General features: G+C 48.1%; 17 protein-coding genes and 1 riboswitch. Of the genes, 6 read left to right on the top strand and 11 right to left on the bottom strand.

The window, feature by feature from the left end; translation table 11 throughout:
* From OXB_RS06355 to OXB_RS06345, 3 genes are read right to left on the bottom strand one after another with little or no spacing between them, the layout of a single operon-like run.
* Entirely contained in the window at window positions 1-2283 is a 2283-nt protein-coding gene (locus OXB_RS06355; RefSeq protein ID WP_070098227.1) for a sensor histidine kinase, read from the bottom strand.
* The gene (locus tag OXB_RS06350; RefSeq protein WP_041072794.1) at window positions 2283-2462 is read right to left on the bottom strand and encodes a hypothetical protein; all 180 of its coding nucleotides are present in this window, start codon (window positions 2460-2462) and stop codon (window positions 2283-2285) included. Before OXB_RS06350 ends, OXB_RS06355 begins: the two co-directional genes overlap by 1 nt.
* Entirely contained in the window at window positions 2440-3129 is a 690-nt protein-coding gene (locus OXB_RS06345; protein ID WP_041072792.1) for a response regulator transcription factor, read from the bottom strand. Before OXB_RS06345 ends, OXB_RS06350 begins: the two co-directional genes overlap by 23 nt.
* Window positions 3130-3319: 190 nt before the next feature.
* Between OXB_RS06345 and OXB_RS06340 the strand changes: the two genes are divergently transcribed.
* Together OXB_RS06340 and OXB_RS06335 are read left to right on the top strand one after the other, a co-directional pair.
* Window positions 3320-4201, top strand: a complete 882-nt coding sequence (locus tag OXB_RS06340; protein WP_041072790.1) for a hypothetical protein — start codon at window positions 3320-3322, stop codon at window positions 4199-4201.
* Complete coding sequence (locus OXB_RS06335; RefSeq protein WP_041072788.1) at window positions 4198-4758, top strand: hypothetical protein; 561 nt, start codon at window positions 4198-4200, stop codon at window positions 4756-4758. Before OXB_RS06340 ends, OXB_RS06335 begins: the two co-directional genes overlap by 4 nt.
* 11 nt (window positions 4759-4769) lie before the next feature.
* On the opposite strand, the gene OXB_RS06330 is transcribed toward OXB_RS06335, so the two are convergent.
* The 3 genes from OXB_RS06330 to OXB_RS06320 all read right to left on the bottom strand — a co-directional run bounded on the left by OXB_RS06330 (window position 4770) and on the right by OXB_RS06320 (window position 7060).
* Complete coding sequence (locus tag OXB_RS06330; RefSeq protein ID WP_041072786.1) at window positions 4770-5645, bottom strand: DMT family transporter; 876 nt, start codon at window positions 5643-5645, stop codon at window positions 4770-4772.
* A 265-nt stretch (window positions 5646-5910) separates the two neighbouring features.
* Window positions 5911-6468, bottom strand: a complete 558-nt coding sequence (locus tag OXB_RS06325; RefSeq protein WP_052483889.1) for an NADPH-dependent FMN reductase — start codon at window positions 6466-6468, stop codon at window positions 5911-5913.
* A gap of 85 nt (window positions 6469-6553) precedes the next feature.
* Window positions 6554-7060 (bottom strand): methylated-DNA--[protein]-cysteine S-methyltransferase, encoded by a 507-nt coding sequence (locus OXB_RS06320; protein WP_041072784.1) that lies wholly within the window; start codon window positions 7058-7060, stop codon window positions 6554-6556.
* A gap of 120 nt (window positions 7061-7180) precedes the next feature.
* On the opposite strand from OXB_RS06320, the gene OXB_RS06315 reads away from it, so the two are divergent.
* From OXB_RS06315 to OXB_RS06305, 3 genes are all read left to right on the top strand, one after another.
* Window positions 7181-7891, top strand: coding sequence for an MOSC domain-containing protein (locus tag OXB_RS06315; RefSeq protein WP_041072782.1), 711 nt, complete (start codon window positions 7181-7183; stop codon window positions 7889-7891).
* Window positions 7892-7955: 64 nt separating this feature from the next.
* Window positions 7956-8000: riboswitch (PreQ1 riboswitch) on the top strand.
* 7 nt (window positions 8001-8007) lie between these two features.
* On the top strand, window positions 8008-8493 hold the full coding sequence (locus OXB_RS06310; protein WP_041072780.1) for a QueT transporter family protein: 486 nt from the start codon (window positions 8008-8010) through the stop codon (window positions 8491-8493).
* A gap of 28 nt (window positions 8494-8521) precedes the next feature.
* Window positions 8522-8752, top strand: a complete 231-nt coding sequence (locus OXB_RS06305) for an excisionase family DNA-binding protein (protein ID WP_041072778.1) — start codon at window positions 8522-8524, stop codon at window positions 8750-8752.
* A 57-nt stretch (window positions 8753-8809) separates the two neighbouring features.
* Here the strand turns inward: OXB_RS06305 and OXB_RS06300 are convergent, their stop codons facing one another.
* The 3 genes from OXB_RS06300 to OXB_RS06290 form a co-directional block, all read right to left on the bottom strand.
* Entirely contained in the window at window positions 8810-9373 is a 564-nt protein-coding gene (locus OXB_RS06300; RefSeq protein ID WP_041072776.1) for a glutathione peroxidase, read from the bottom strand.
* Window positions 9374-9443: 70 nt separating this feature from the next.
* Window positions 9444-9887, bottom strand: a complete 444-nt coding sequence (locus tag OXB_RS19410; protein ID WP_442852900.1) for a methyl-accepting chemotaxis protein — start codon at window positions 9885-9887, stop codon at window positions 9444-9446.
* Between the two features lie 618 nt (window positions 9888-10505).
* Entirely contained in the window at window positions 10506-11462 is a 957-nt protein-coding gene (locus OXB_RS06290; protein WP_041072772.1) for an NAD(P)H-dependent flavin oxidoreductase, read from the bottom strand.
* 86 nt (window positions 11463-11548) lie between these two features.
* On the opposite strand from OXB_RS06290, the gene OXB_RS06285 reads away from it, so the two are divergent.
* Complete coding sequence (locus tag OXB_RS06285) at window positions 11549-12079, top strand: gamma carbonic anhydrase family protein (RefSeq protein ID WP_041072770.1); 531 nt, start codon at window positions 11549-11551, stop codon at window positions 12077-12079.
* A 115-nt stretch (window positions 12080-12194) separates the two neighbouring features.
* Here OXB_RS06285 and paaX read toward each other — a convergent pair whose 3' ends face one another.
* Complete coding sequence (paaX, locus tag OXB_RS06280; RefSeq protein ID WP_041076363.1) at window positions 12195-13055, bottom strand: phenylacetic acid degradation operon negative regulatory protein PaaX; 861 nt, start codon at window positions 13053-13055, stop codon at window positions 12195-12197.
* 96 nt (window positions 13056-13151) lie between these two features.
* Entirely contained in the window at window positions 13152-13928 is a 777-nt protein-coding gene (locus OXB_RS06275; RefSeq protein ID WP_041072768.1) for an enoyl-CoA hydratase-related protein, read from the bottom strand.
* Between the last annotated feature and the right edge of the window lie 43 nt (window positions 13929-13971).

The raw sequence follows: 13971 nt of genomic DNA, 5'->3' as shown, positions 1-13971 counted from the left end.
TTACATCGGCAGCGCGGGAACCGTTACTGTTACTTTGAACAAATCCCCGTCGACTTCAATTTTCATCATGCCCCCATGCAGATCGACAATCGATTGTGCAATGGCAAGGCCGAGGCCCGAACCATCCGTATGGCGGGAAGTGTCCGCTCGTTTGAAACGCTCGAATAATTCGTCCACATTTTCACCCAACTCGTATTTCGTCACATTTTTCACAACAAATTCGGCTTGGCTTCCCACTTGCCGGAGTGAAATATACACCCGGGTACCTGGCAGCGTGTACTTGATCGCATTGACAATCAAGTTATCCAGTACGCGCCACCATCGTTGCCCATCGACATAGGCAATCAATGGCAACTCGGGCATGGTCGTACGGAAATCCAGACCCGATTCTTCAATTTCGGCTGCATGCTCCGCCAGTGCCTGTTGTAATAACTGCGTCAAATCCACCCGCTGTTTCGTCAACTCCATATTGCCGCTCGCCATCTTGGACACATCGAACAGATCCTCGATAAGCGTCTTCAAGCGCTGTGACTTCTTATCAAGAATATCAACATATTTCAAACGATCCTCGATGGATAATCCCTCATTCTTCAACAGATCGGTATACGTGATAATGGAAGTGAGCGGTGTCCGCAAGTCATGACTGACATTCGTGATCAGCTCCGTTTTCAACCGCTCGCTCTTCGCCTGCTCGCTCATGGATATCCGGACGCCTTCCCGGACGTTGTTCAAATTGGCTGCATGCTTCGCTAGCGGAGATTTGCCTTCCACCCCGATTTCCTTCTGAAGCCGCCCTTCCGCCATCGCTTCCGTAGCAATCATAATCCGGTTCAGATAAGCAGTTCTCCGGACAAAGATATAGATGAAAGGCATTCCGATAAACAATGCGAGCGGTGCGTAAACCACTATTAAAGACGGTTGGAGCAGTACACCAGCAAATCCAATCCCCGCCAGGAAAAACCCGATCAGCAGAAACAACATCTGCGTCCCGATTTTCCGGTTCAGGAACATATCTTGCAATGCCTTCAAAAACTTCACCGCATAACTGCTTTTCAGTTCCCGTTCAAAAGCCCCCTCCACTTTCAGCCGCTCCCAAATGGCGACGATTTGAAAAGCGGTGGCAGAGGTGAATAGGATATAAAAAACGAAGAGGATTCCCAGGCTTACGATATTGTCTACACTTATTCGATAGAAGAACCAAGAATACCGGCCCGGAATCGTCTCCAACGCAATGAATGTCCAAAATGCACTGAACAGCAACAGCGCGACCCTAAAATCGATTTTCAACCGGTTATACTGCTCAAACAGCCGACTTTCGGTCACCCATTCCTTTTTGAATCGGAAAACCGTCACCATGGCAATCAAAGCGAGCAACCCGATTCCCCAAAGGATGTACATTCCCGTTTTCGTCCAATTAAAGTTCCGCACATCTCGGCCCAGTTCTCCTTTGGACAACATGCTTTTCGGAACGATCACTGTCCCTTCAAATGAACGGATAGGCGCTGCGATTTCCGACTGGGGCACCGTCGCGGCATCCGACGCGGACGTTGCAGTTTCTTCTTTGAATGGACTTTCTGTTTCTACTTGAACACGGGGAGCATGTTCACCATACATATCGTCAAAACCGTGATAACCCAAGTCACTGTCCCGAATGCTCTCCGCCTTGAAATATCCGTTTTCCACATTGAAGTTCTGTTCATAGACGGCAGGTGCATTGATATCTCCGGAAGAGAAGACTTCCCCTGTGTCAACATCCTTCAATTCATAAGCAGCCGGCAACGTCGACTGACTCTTCAGGTTGTTTATATAATCCCTTAAATACGATTCCAACTGTGCTTCTTTCTCGGCCCGAACCTTCGCCTCTACATGCGCGTCGTCCTCAAAATTCTGCCGGATATCCTCGATTTTCGAATCTCGTTCCTTGACCAAGGCGTCCTTCAGCCTTTCGCTGTTTCCGGCTTCCGCATCAGCAATCCGTTCTTCATACTGCATTTCAATATTCTCAATTTGCTCGCTCAACGTACCATACCGATTGCGATGTTCCTCGATCTCCGCTTTCGATACACTGATTCGCTTCTTCTCCGCCTCAATATTAATCGGATTGAGAACCGTCGAACCCAAAGTCTGATAAAAATCATCCAGTCCCCTTTGAAATTCATCCAGATCGATATAACTTTTACCGATATATCGGGAGCCGTCCTGAATGAAGGTCAATAGAGCCAGCAAGAAAATTGCGGCGAATGCCGACCAGAGCGTCAAGGCAAATCCATGACTTTTTTTCATCATAATATACTCCCTTTTACGAGACGTGTGAAATAGGCGATGGTCCGACTCGTCCGCTCGACACCATGACTGACCAACTCAAAAATATGAGAAAAACAATAGCCGATACTTAGCAAGGCGATGAATATCGCAACAAGCGACCAGAACAACGCCCAATCATTTTTCGATTTTGTAACCAATACCCCACACCACCTTCACGTATCTCGGATTTTTCGGATCCGCTTCGATTTTTTCCCGGATTTTCCGTATATGGACTGCCACGATATTTTCCGCATTGTATGCTTCTTCATTCCACACCCGCTCGTAAATTTCATTGATGGAGAAGACCCGACCTGCGTGTTTCATGAGCAATTCGGTGATTTTATATTCGATCGGCGTCAGCTTCACCGGTTTCCCATCTACGGTGATTTCCTTCGACTCTTCATCCAACACAAGCCCGTCGATTTCAATCTTCCGCTGCCCATCGTATGTACCGAGCTGGACATAGCGCCGCAATTGCGACTTGACCCGCGCCATCAGCTCCATCGGATGGAACGGCTTCGTCACATAATCATCCGCCCCCACCGACAAGCCGTGAATCTTATCGGAATCCTCCGCCTTGGCACTCAGCATGATGATCGGGATATTGCGCGCCTCGCGAATCTTGAATGTCGCCGTTATTCCGTCCATATTCGGCATCATAATATCGAGGATGAGCAGATGGACCTCATGGGACGCCAGCAAATCCAACGCCTCTTTCCCATCCGCCGCCTTTAATACTTGATAGCCTTCATTTTTTAAGTAGATCTCGATGCCGTCGCGGATGTCCTGGTCGTCATCCGCCACGAGCACTGTGAATGTTGCCATCCTTGCGCACCTCGCTTTTCTCTTATGATACCAATTGTAGTCGCCAAATCTTAACTTTCCCCCATCGCAATTATGAAGAAATTCTTAAGAAGGACATTTGCACATCTTCAGACATATTTTGAGAATAATACACAGAATGCTATACTGGAAGGAATTGAGATAATTCGGGGGAATGAAAGGAGAATACCAAATGCGGTCTTCGTTTTTTTGGATTGCCCTTGGTCTCATCGGCTTAAGTTGGATCGCTAATTCTCTTTACGCCCAATCCCAGAAGCTGGATGAACCAATATTTCTGAAACAATACACGAAAGTCGATATGACGGAAGAATCACCTGTCCTGACCTTTTATTATCTGACCAACAAGGACGATAGAAGCTCGGCATCCGCTATGCGTATCGAAGGCATTGAGACGTTTGTAAACGGAACACACTCTTCCTACGAACGGGACCGGTCCGATTTGAATGTGCAAACGTTTACGCATCATGTACTGCGTAAAATGGAAGTGGAACTTCGCCCTCATGTGCTGGAGCCTTTGATGAAGGAGGGAACAGTTTCATTTACGACGATGAAGATATGGTTTTCCACCGGCGGGGAGATGGAGGTGCCGATCGGGGCGATTATTTTGCAAGAGCCCCAGGATACACCGGATCCGCTGCGTCATATGTCATCGGGCAGTCATTCGGAATGGATGGAGGAAGAGTTCCAAGCGACGGAACCGCTTGTCATCGAGAAATTCGAAGTCCTCCCCGACGCCGGAGAAGAAACCATTGTCAAGGTCGTACAAGACGCACCTTCCCTTGGATCTATAACCGAGTGGGATTCATTGCCGGGAACGGATTATCGCCAATTGGAATTGCCGATGTCGATGGAGGCGGATGACAAACTATATGTGTTCAGAAAAAGGTTGTCGGACGCTATGGAACCGCTGCTGTCCATTTCCGGAACGACCCATTCCGGAGAAGAATTCCACGGCGGCATGTACAGCAGTTTTGCACCTTCTTACCATCTCACACAGGAACAAGTCAAGGAAATCGTCAAGGAGAAGAAGAAAAAGGAGGCACCTGCTTCATGACCAACCAAGCGATGCGAACCTTATTCTGGGGTTATCTCTTCATCTTCTTTCGCGTGCAGATCGGCATTGACTGGCTGGCAGACCCATTTGGCTACATCATGATTGCGACCGCTTGTACAAAGCTATCCGACGCTTATCCATCCGCAAAAAAAGCGGGGATTTGGGCTGCGATCGGGATTTTCATTTCCCTGCCGGGGGTATTCGTCAACTTGACGGAGCAGCTATTCGGATGGTGGGGATTGTATGCGTACGTGCTGCTTTTCTTGAAAACAATTGTCGCTTATTATTTATTTACCGTGCTGCTTCAAGTTGCTGGGAATTTGGATAATAAATCCTTGGTCGGCAGGACGCAAACCGTTTTCAGGCTCCATATCGGCGTCCATCTTGCCGTGCTGGCGGTCAATTCCTTCTCTATGAATGCTAGCGGGGATGCTTGGATGACGGTAAGCTTCTTGCTTGGCATCTTCTTGATCGTCATGGATATCGCGTTCCTCTTGCTTATCGGGGCCATCCGGCGTGCTGCACCTCTTCGGCCCGCCTTTTTAAAAGAAACTTGAAAACGCGCTGATCAGGAAGTTTCCCGGTCAGCGCGTCCTTTCAAGGTCAAAACAAGAATCCCCCCGAGCAACATCGAAACGCCCAACCACGAAAGCAGATCAAGCCGTTCGCCAACGATCAACACACTTAATACGGCGGCAGTAAGCGGTTCTGCAAGTGAGAGCGTGACAGCCGAGGAAGATGGGATGTTTTGAAGTCCCTTCGAAAAAAGAATATAAGCAATTGTTGTCGCTGCGATACCTAAGTAAATCGTTGTCGCCACCCCGCGTCCTGTCAGCAGCCCCTCCGTTTCGAAAATGAACAGAAAAGGGAGAAGCATGGCGGCACTGACGGAGAAGATGACTGCGACGGAAGCGACCGCTTCTTCCTGTTCCAGTACATCTTTATTGAAAAACGTATAAAGCGCAAACAGAAGGCCTGCGCATAAGGAAAGCATGACACCTACCGGCTGGACGACCATCCCTTCTTTATTGGAAAACAATAAGGCACACCCGACGATCGCGAGGCATGTCGCTGCGACCCATACTTTGGTCGGGCGGCGTTTCAGAAACAGCCATTCAATAAAGCCGGAAAACATCGGTGCGCTGCCAATCGCCACGACCGTTCCGATGGCCACGCCGGTCAGCCGGATGGAAGTGAAGAAGCAAAGCTGGAAAATAGCCATCGCCAACGCCGATAGGATGGTCGCTTTCCAGGGCCATTCACGGAGTTGAATTTTGCGCATCAACAAGAGCACAAGCAATAACGTGAACCCACCGACCGCAAGCCGGGACGCCCCGACCGCCAACGGGTGCACAGTTTGCGGCATGAACGTCTGCGCCGTCCCTGTCGTTCCCCATAGCATCGCTCCGAGCAGCACCGCCACAAAAGAAATCCGTTGAGACACCGCCCCTCCCCCTCTCACAATCTTTATCTAAAACATAACACAGATGGAGCTTGCCTGAGTAGGGGGGGTTCCTTGTGGATATTTACTTGAGACACGCACCAAGCATAAGTCTAAAAGCCTTGTTTCGCAAGCAAACCTTCGGTGAGTGCAAGCAACTTCTCCATTCTTGCAAGCAAACGTCGGACGGGTGCAAGAGAACCTAGAGAACATGTAAAAAAACAGATCTCATCGAACATCTCGGTCCGGTTTGATCTGTTTTCCTTCCTTATGCTCCTGCCCTGTTCTTCCTATAAAACTCGACAAAGTTCTGTACAACCTTATCAAGAAAATCAATGGTCGCCTGATCCGTGATATCGCCCTCTGCATCCAACTTATTTTGCACAGTACCGATGAATACGTCGTTGCCCGGTAAGATGACCGGGGCAAGCATCGGGTTGGTTAGAATTTCTTTCAAGTGAAGCTGCGCACGGACGGTCCCTAATGCTCCAATGGAAGCTCCAATTAAAAAGGTCGGTTTCCCTTGCAGTACCAAATCTCCCCGCGAACACCAATCAATCGCGTTTTTCAGGGCGCCCGGGATGGAGTAATTGTATTCAGGAACCGCAATTAACACAGCATCCGAGACTTTTACATCCTCCTTGAACCGCTGCACTGAAGGAGGTGCCTCATTTTCAATATCGATGGAAAACGTTTCGAGATCGTTGATGAAGACCGGTGTGATCTGTAATTGTTCCGAATACCGTTTTCTCATAAACTCGACCACTTTCAAGTTATGGGACGTGGAACTCGTACTTCCGATAATGGCTTTTACGTTAATAGTCATCATGCATACTCCTTTGGTTCATAGTGCATTCCAACGATGCCGCCCTTATCATATACAAAACTGAACAGAATAGCGCATAAAAAGCTCAACTTTCTAACAAAAGCAACTTTTCTTTCATTTCCAAGCCGCCACGAAAACCGGCGAGCTTCCCATTTTTCGCGATGACCCGGTGGCATGGCACGGCGATCATGACTGGATTGGCTCCGATTGCCGAAGCCACCGCCCGGACGGCGCTCGGTTTTTGGAGTCGTTCCGCCATTTGGGAATACGTGACGGTTTCGCCAAACGGAATCCCCAACAACGCCTCCCAAACCGTTTGTTGGAAAGCAGTCCCGTGCAAATCAACCGCCATCGAAAAGTCTTGGCGCCGCCCCTCCAAATACTCCGTCAATTCCCTTGCATACGGTTCCAGCAGCTTTTCATCTTCCACCACTTCATGATCGGGAAGCCGTTTGCTGATCCATTTCGCCAGCTCCTCAAATGGTGCCCCGGGGGACCCGACATAGCAAAGCCCTTTTGGTGTAGCTGCGATATGAAGCTTCCATTGTTTGAGATGAAGTTCCGTCCAAGCGACTGTCTTAGCCTTTTCCATTCAAATTCCCCTCCATTGCGCAAAGCCAACCCTTCTATGAATGGCCAAGCTTGCTTTATTACGAATTAGTTTACCGTTACTATATACTGTTTGTAGAAGATTAGAAAGAGGGGAACGGCTTTGAATTTTCTAGTGCAACAGATATTTACAGGCAAACCGAAAACGGTTGGAGACAAAAAGGCGGTATCGCCAATGGAACGGGAATGGAAAAGCGGGATTTTCAAAGAAGCGGTTTCAGGTGAAATCTGGGTCGGCCGAACAAACTTGGAGGGAGATGGCCAAGCAGATTTGAAGAATCATGGAGGACCCGAGAAAGCGGTATTTGCCTATCCCGTTGAACACTATTCCTTTTTTCATCAGGAATATGGCTTGACGGCAATGCAGGCGGGCGGGATGGGTGAAAATCTATCCTTGTTAAACATGCTGGAACGGGATGTTTGCATAGGGGACACATATGAAATCGGGGGCGCATTGATTCAAGTCTCACAACCGAGGCAGCCTTGCTGGAAACCTGCGCGGCGGTTTAAACGAAAGGACCTTTCCTTGCTAATCCAAAACTCCGGCAGAACCGGCTGGTATTTCCGCGTGCTTCAAGAAGGATTTATCCACTCCGGGCAAACCTTGACATTGGTAAACCGCCCCGCTCCGGAATGGACAATCGCCAATTGCAATCACGTCATGCACGTCAATAAAGAAGACATAGAACAGGCTGTCGCGCTAGCCGCATGCGAATGGCTCCCGATTAACTGGAAAAACACACTGAACAAGCGTGTCCAACTTGGCAATTCAGGCAATCCGGCCAAACGATTGTATGGGCCCAATGAGGAATAATATATAATCCTCTAAAAACGTGTACGTAAACGCAAAACTGTGCTACATTAAAAGGCAGGCTTTTTTGCCCGTGGTTCGAAACCATCCCACGTAAAAAAACTAGGAGGAACAGAATAATGAAAGTCAAAACCTTGGCAACGAGCGGAATTATCGCTGCGTTGTATGTCGCTGTCACGTTTTTGGTAGCGCCGTTTGGATTTACGAATGTCCAATTCCGGGTTTCCGAGATATTCAACCACCTCGTCGTGTTTAACAAGAAGTACATCTACGGAGTGGTGCTCGGCGTCTTTGTCGCGAATATGCTGTTTTCCGACTTGGGGCCGATCGACTTGGTGTTCGGCGTCGGCCATTCCATCCTCTCGTTGGGCATCACCATTCTGGCGGGCCGTTTCATAGCCAGCCCGTTCAAGCGGATGATCGTCAACACATTGGTCTTCACCTTCACGATGTGCATCATCGCATTCGAATTGAATTTGGTACTAGGCTTCCCTTTCCTTCTCACGTGGCTGTTCGTCGCGGTTGGGGAATTCGCCGTCATGGCAGTGGGCATCCCCCTCATGCTGGCGCTCAACAAACGGTTAAAGCTGGAAAAGTTAATCTAAAATCCACTCTATCGAGGAGTCGATTTCTATGTATAGAACTGTCGAGGAAACTGCCGAATACTTGGGCATGCCCGTCGAACAAGTGGAAAAGTATATTTTGGACGGCCGGATCCGTGCAGTGCACGACGGCGATCAGTTCCTAGTCAATCAAGCCCAATTCAGCCTCTATTTCGAGCAGTTGGAAACGGCGAAACAGCTGATTGAGGACTATTGGAGCGAGCCGCTTCCGCCCGATCCCGATATAAAAGATGAAGATTGAAAAAGGCTATCTGCCGTAGTCGCGGATAGCCCTTTTTTCGTCTATTGCCCGCTCGCCTCATGATAGAGCAGCTTGAGGCAGGACCCGTTCGATTTCCTCCTCGATATCCAACGCGGAATCGGTCGGCTCGAACCGTTTGATGACTTTTCCATTCGCATCCACTAGGAATTTCGTAAAGTTCCAACGAATGTTCCTGCCGATTAAATAATCAGGGTATTCTTCTTGCAAGCGCATCTTCAGCATTTTTTCCGTCATCACCGATTCGTCCAGTTCCCGAAATGGCACTTCATGTTTCAAATAGGAGAAGAGCGGATCCATCCCCTCCCCGTTCACCTGTACAAGATCGAAGACCGGAAAGTTGACCCCATAGTTCAATTGGCAAAATTGAACGGATTCTTCCCCGTTTTCCGGATTCTGCTGGCCGAATTGATCACAAGGAAATCCCAATACGATAAAATTTTGCTCTTTGTACTGATTGTACATTTTCTGAAGCTCTTCAAACTGATACGTAAATCGGCACTGACTGGCCGTGTTGACTATCAAGATCGCTTTTCCACGGTACGTCTCCATTGAGAGGATTTCCCCATTTGGCTTCTTTACCAAGTAGTTGTAAATGCTCAATAATTTCATCTCCCTATACTATCTATATACCTATTTTATAGGGTGAATTGGAAGAATCCTAATTTACTGCTTACACTTTCCCCTGATCGCTTAACAAACTGGCCGTGGCCGATACTTGTTCCAGCATCGAATGGAATTCTTGGATGCTTGCTGAATATTCCTCCGTTTGCGCCGCTACATCTTGGACGGAGTTATTGATCTTCAGGATATCTTGTTCCGTCAACTCCAGTTGCTTTTGGATGTCTTCCGCGGCGGTATTGCTATTGGCCGCCATCTTCCGGATTTCATCAGCCACGACAGCGAATCCTTTCCCGCTTTCTCCAGATCGGGCGGCTTCAATAGCTGCATTTAACCCAAGAATATTCGATTTTTGAGCAATCCCTTTTACATGCCCGATGATCCGTTCGATGTTCTTCATATTATCTTTCATCGTTTCAGATTGCTGGGACAGCTCTTGTAACCGAGAAGCGGAAGTGTCAGTCGCTTTCGTTATTTCTTCTGAGAATGCTGTCATTTGTTCGATCACTTTGCTCAGTTCATCTGCGCTTTTTCGCAAGTTCTCGATTTTTTCGTTTGAGGTGACTGCCGCCAAGGCGCCGATCATTTGTCCGTTTTCATACAATGGGATGCATGATGAAATATACGGAATCCCCAGGAAATTGGCGGGCACTTCCTCCCGAAGCTGTTTTCCGCTCTGCAACACTTTATAAGTGGCAGCTCCCTTATACTTTTCCATCTTTTCACCGACTTTTAATTTCAAGTCGACCCTCTCTCCAGGCAAGTATCCGATGATCGTGTCCTTATCACATAAGATCATGCATGTATCTTCTGGATAGGTTTGTTGAAAATAAGGCAGATTGTTTTTAATCTCTTCTAATTTCTGCAACATGTCTCTTCCCCCCTTCAGTACTTTGGCTGAATCTATATAAGTTGAAATAAATAACTTCTTCTAACTGTTGATTTCCGTTCCGAGCGGACGCTTTCCGCGGGCACGGCTTCAATCTCCTCGTCGCTGCGCTCCTGCGGGGCTTTCAGCTCGTGCTGTTCCCGCTGGAGTCGCCACTCTGCACTCCAATCAACTAAATTAATAGGTAAAATAATAAATTCAACCTATATAGTTGGCCCCATCATCCTATATACTCTTGATTCCATCAAGGGAACGGCTCAGTGTATCTTGGGCATCGCGGATCATTCCGTCCAGCAGTTCTTTGACGGTCGGGATATCCGAAATGAGCCCGGACACTTGTCCGCCATTGATGAAGCCTTGTTTCATATCACCGTCGATGGCCCCTTGGATATGTTGCTTCTCTGTCGTCAGCTCATTGAATTGTTCCAATGTCAAACCTTCCCGTTCCCGTTTGAACAGCTCTTCCGCGTAATCGTTTTTCAATACGCGGCGGACCCGCCCGACGTTACGGCCGATGATCATCGTCTCCGTGTCCGAAGCATCGATCAGCCGTTGCTTATAGACATCATGGACCGGCATTTCCTGAGTTGCGATGAAACGAGTGCCCATTTGCACTCCGGATGCACCTAAAGCAAGCGCAGCGGCCAATCCTTTTCCATCTCCGATTCCTCCTGCTGCCGCGACTGGAATATTCACGCTCGCCGCAATTTGTGGAATCAACGTAAATGTGGTCAACTCCAAGTTTGAATTGATACCCGCCGCTTCAAATCCTTCCGCCACCAACACATCCGCTCCCGCCTGCTCCGCTTTTTGCGCATGTTTAACTGCTGCTACGATGGCAATGACTTTGATTCCGTTTTCATGAAGACGCGGTATGTAGGGTGCTGGGTTACCGGCCGACAGCGATACGACAGGCACTTTATGTGTAATGACCAAGTCGATCAGTTCGTCGGTATGTGGTGTTACACCGATGGCGATATTGACCGCAAAACTTTTGGATGTGCCCTTTTTGATTTCAATGATCTTTTCTTCGACTTCCTCGACTTCCGATGTTCCGCAACCGATCGTCCCGAGTCCTCCAGCTTCCGAAACAGCGATTGCCAGCTTCGTACTACTAATATTCCCCATTCCCCCTTGAAGGATTGGGTATCGGATTGATAATACTGTACAGAGTTCATTCATACGGCAAGCTCTCCCCTCTATAGATTAAGTAATTTGTGTTAAAATAGAATGATAGAATGCTTTTCCAGCAAACGGAGGTAATAGTGATGATTATTCCATACAACGGCAAAAAAGCGGATGTACATCCATCGGTATTCGTCGCCCCGGGTGCCTATCTGATCGGGGACGTGACCATCGACGAAGAGTCCACCATCTGGTTCAATGCGGTATTACGTGGAGATGAAGGCTCCATTACGATTGGGAAACGATGCAGCATCCAGGACAACTCCACCATCCATTTATATGAAGGAGCTCCTGTCTTAGTCGAAGACGAAGTGACGGTCGGCCACAACGTCATCCTGCATGGGTGCACAATTAGAAAGCGCTCTATTATTGGGATGGGAACCACCATTCTCGACAATGCGGAAATTGGCGAGGAATGTATTATCGGAGCGAATACCCTCATCCCTTCCGGAAAGGTCATCCCTCCCCGCTCATTGGTTGTCGGTTCGCCGGGGAAGGTCGTCCGTGAACTGACGCAGGAAGACTTGGACCTGATCCAGCTTTCCATCGACACATACGTCCAAAAAGGACATGATTTTAACGAAATCCTGAAAGACGAAGCCGAACAAGCTTAACAAAAAAACCGGTAGCTGCACAAAGCTCCCGGTTTTTTCATCTCCCACTTTTTAGACGCGGCAACCGCAAAAGCGCAGGAGGTTACTCCAGCCGGGCGTCGTATCGCCGGCCACCCTATCGGATTATCATCGGATGATCGATTGCATCGTAGGATTCATCTTTATGGCTCAAATCATTATCTTTTCGAAAAACCTCTTCGAAGAAACGGCTTGCGGGTTGGGCAAGCAGTTTGTAATATTGAGCAAATAAAAGTGCCGCGTGGTTCCCATTCCACATTTCGGGAAGAAGTTCTTTCGGAAGGCCCGGGTCCGTAAATAGAAATTTCCGATATTCGTGGACGAGATTCGTCCTTTCCACGAAACATTGAGCATCTGTCATCTGACCGCTCTCCATTTGGCTGTTGGAGATGATATATTTCTTACTGTACGTGGAGATGAACTCCTCGTACTTTTCCTCAATCTCCTCTAACGGCCAGCTCCGCTCCACAAGGGATCGATCTGTTTGCGGCCCTCGATGTTCTGAAATAAAGAAATCAACATACTCACTGATCTCATACTTCTCGATTAGGAGATTCACTTCTTTTTCCAAGTTATTCGGAGAAATCCAGCATCCATTGGAAAAGCTGCCGAATCCACTCCATAGCAATTCCTTCCGGAGTTCATCCCGGATTTGCCGCTTCTCTTCCGGAATCGTGTACATAAGCATCCGCCATTTCCCGTCCCACGCATGTGGATCCAGTTTAAAGATACGCGACGCCGCTTCATCCATCCGGGATACACCCCGAGGCGTCAGATAATAGTAGCTCTTTTTCCCTTGCCTTTCGGTATTGAACCATCCCAATTTCATCATACGTGAAACAGCGACCCGCACAGATTGCTCATTGTGGCCGAATTCCTTCATCAGCCTGATTAAACTGCCAATCCATATTTTGTTTCCATAATGACGAATGTAATCACCAAATATCGTAAAAATCATTGATTGTGTATTTGAAATGGAACTAACCACGCTTTCATCTGTTATTCTCCGTATTCTCCTTTCCATTATAGCAATGAGGGAGAGTGACAGACAAGATTATTTGCCTGAGAATACGGGCTTTCTCTTTTCACTGAAGGCGTGAAGAGCTTCCATCCGATCTTCTGTCGGAATGGTCAATTCGTATGCTTTCGACTCGATTGCGAGACCCGTCCTCAAGTCGGTATTCAGTCCTTCATTGATTGCATATTTTGCTTGTTTGATGGCAACCGGACCGTTTTTCAAAATATTTTCCGCTAATTGCTCACAGCTGGAAATCAGGTTTTCCTTCTCCACCACTTGCAGGAGGAGGCCAATGTCATATGCTTCCTCTGCCGTCAACCGTTTCGCCGTAAAGATCAATTCCTTTGCTTTCATCTCACCTATCAGGCGTGGCAAACGTTGTGTACCGCCCGCGCCTGGAATAATCGCCCAGCTCGTTTCCGTCAACCCGAGTGTTGCTTCTTTCACCGCAATCGGGAAGTCGCATGCCACCATCAGTTCGAACCCGCCGCCAAGTGCATAGCCATTAACCGCCGCAATCGTTGGCTGTGGTAGTTCGGCAATGCCGTTGAAGGCATCGCGGATCGCTTTTACATTCCGTCTCACTTCGGTATCATTCAAAGTTTTCCGCTCTTTCAAGTCGGCTCCCGCACTGAAAGCCTTCTCCCCGGCGCCCGTGAAGATGACGACACGGACTTCCGGATCCAAAGCGATTGAATTAGTCACTTCCTGTAATTTTTGAAGCGCTTCATAGTTGAAGCAGTTTAACGCTTCTTCACGATTGATTGTCACATAAGCGATATTGTTTTTCTTTTCATATAAAATAGGCTCCACGTTGTTCCCACTCCTTGTTGAAAGAAAGGGCTATCTTAAAAAG

Origin of the sequence: Bacillus sp. OxB-1 (assembly GCF_000829195.1) — a bacterium.
GTDB lineage: Bacteria > Bacillota > Bacilli > Bacillales_A > Planococcaceae > Sporosarcina.
This window is presented reverse-complemented; position numbering and strand designations above follow the sequence as displayed.

What these genes read in the sequence shown, in the direction of transcription:
- OXB_RS06285 (WP_041072770.1), top strand. Translation starts at nt 11,549, where the DNA reads ATGATTATTCCATACAACGGCAAAAAAGCGGATGTACATCCATCGGTA.
- OXB_RS06310 (WP_041072780.1), top strand. Translation starts at nt 8,008, where the DNA reads ATGAAAGTCAAAACCTTGGCAACGAGCGGAATTATCGCTGCGTTGTAT.
- OXB_RS06335 (WP_041072788.1), top strand. Translation starts at nt 4,198, where the DNA reads ATGACCAACCAAGCGATGCGAACCTTATTCTGGGGTTATCTCTTCATC.
- OXB_RS06305 (WP_041072778.1), top strand. Translation starts at nt 8,522, where the DNA reads ATGTATAGAACTGTCGAGGAAACTGCCGAATACTTGGGCATGCCCGTC.
- OXB_RS06290 (WP_041072772.1), bottom strand. Translation starts at nt 11,462, where the DNA reads ATGAATGAACTCTGTACAGTATTATCAATCCGATACCCAATCCTTCAA.
- OXB_RS06320 (WP_041072784.1), bottom strand. Translation starts at nt 7,060, where the DNA reads ATGGAAAAGGCTAAGACAGTCGCTTGGACGGAACTTCATCTCAAACAA.
- OXB_RS06355 (WP_070098227.1), bottom strand. Translation starts at nt 2,283, where the DNA reads ATGAAAAAAAGTCATGGATTTGCCTTGACGCTCTGGTCGGCATTCGCC.
- OXB_RS06340 (WP_041072790.1), top strand. Translation starts at nt 3,320, where the DNA reads ATGCGGTCTTCGTTTTTTTGGATTGCCCTTGGTCTCATCGGCTTAAGT.
- OXB_RS06345 (WP_041072792.1), bottom strand. Translation starts at nt 3,129, where the DNA reads ATGGCAACATTCACAGTGCTCGTGGCGGATGACGACCAGGACATCCGC.
- paaX (WP_041076363.1), bottom strand. Translation starts at nt 13,055, where the DNA reads ATGATTTTTACGATATTTGGTGATTACATTCGTCATTATGGAAACAAA.
- OXB_RS19410 (WP_442852900.1), bottom strand. Translation starts at nt 9,887, where the DNA reads ATGACAGCATTCTCAGAAGAAATAACGAAAGCGACTGACACTTCCGCT.
- OXB_RS06325 (WP_052483889.1), bottom strand. Translation starts at nt 6,468, where the DNA reads ATGACTATTAACGTAAAAGCCATTATCGGAAGTACGAGTTCCACGTCC.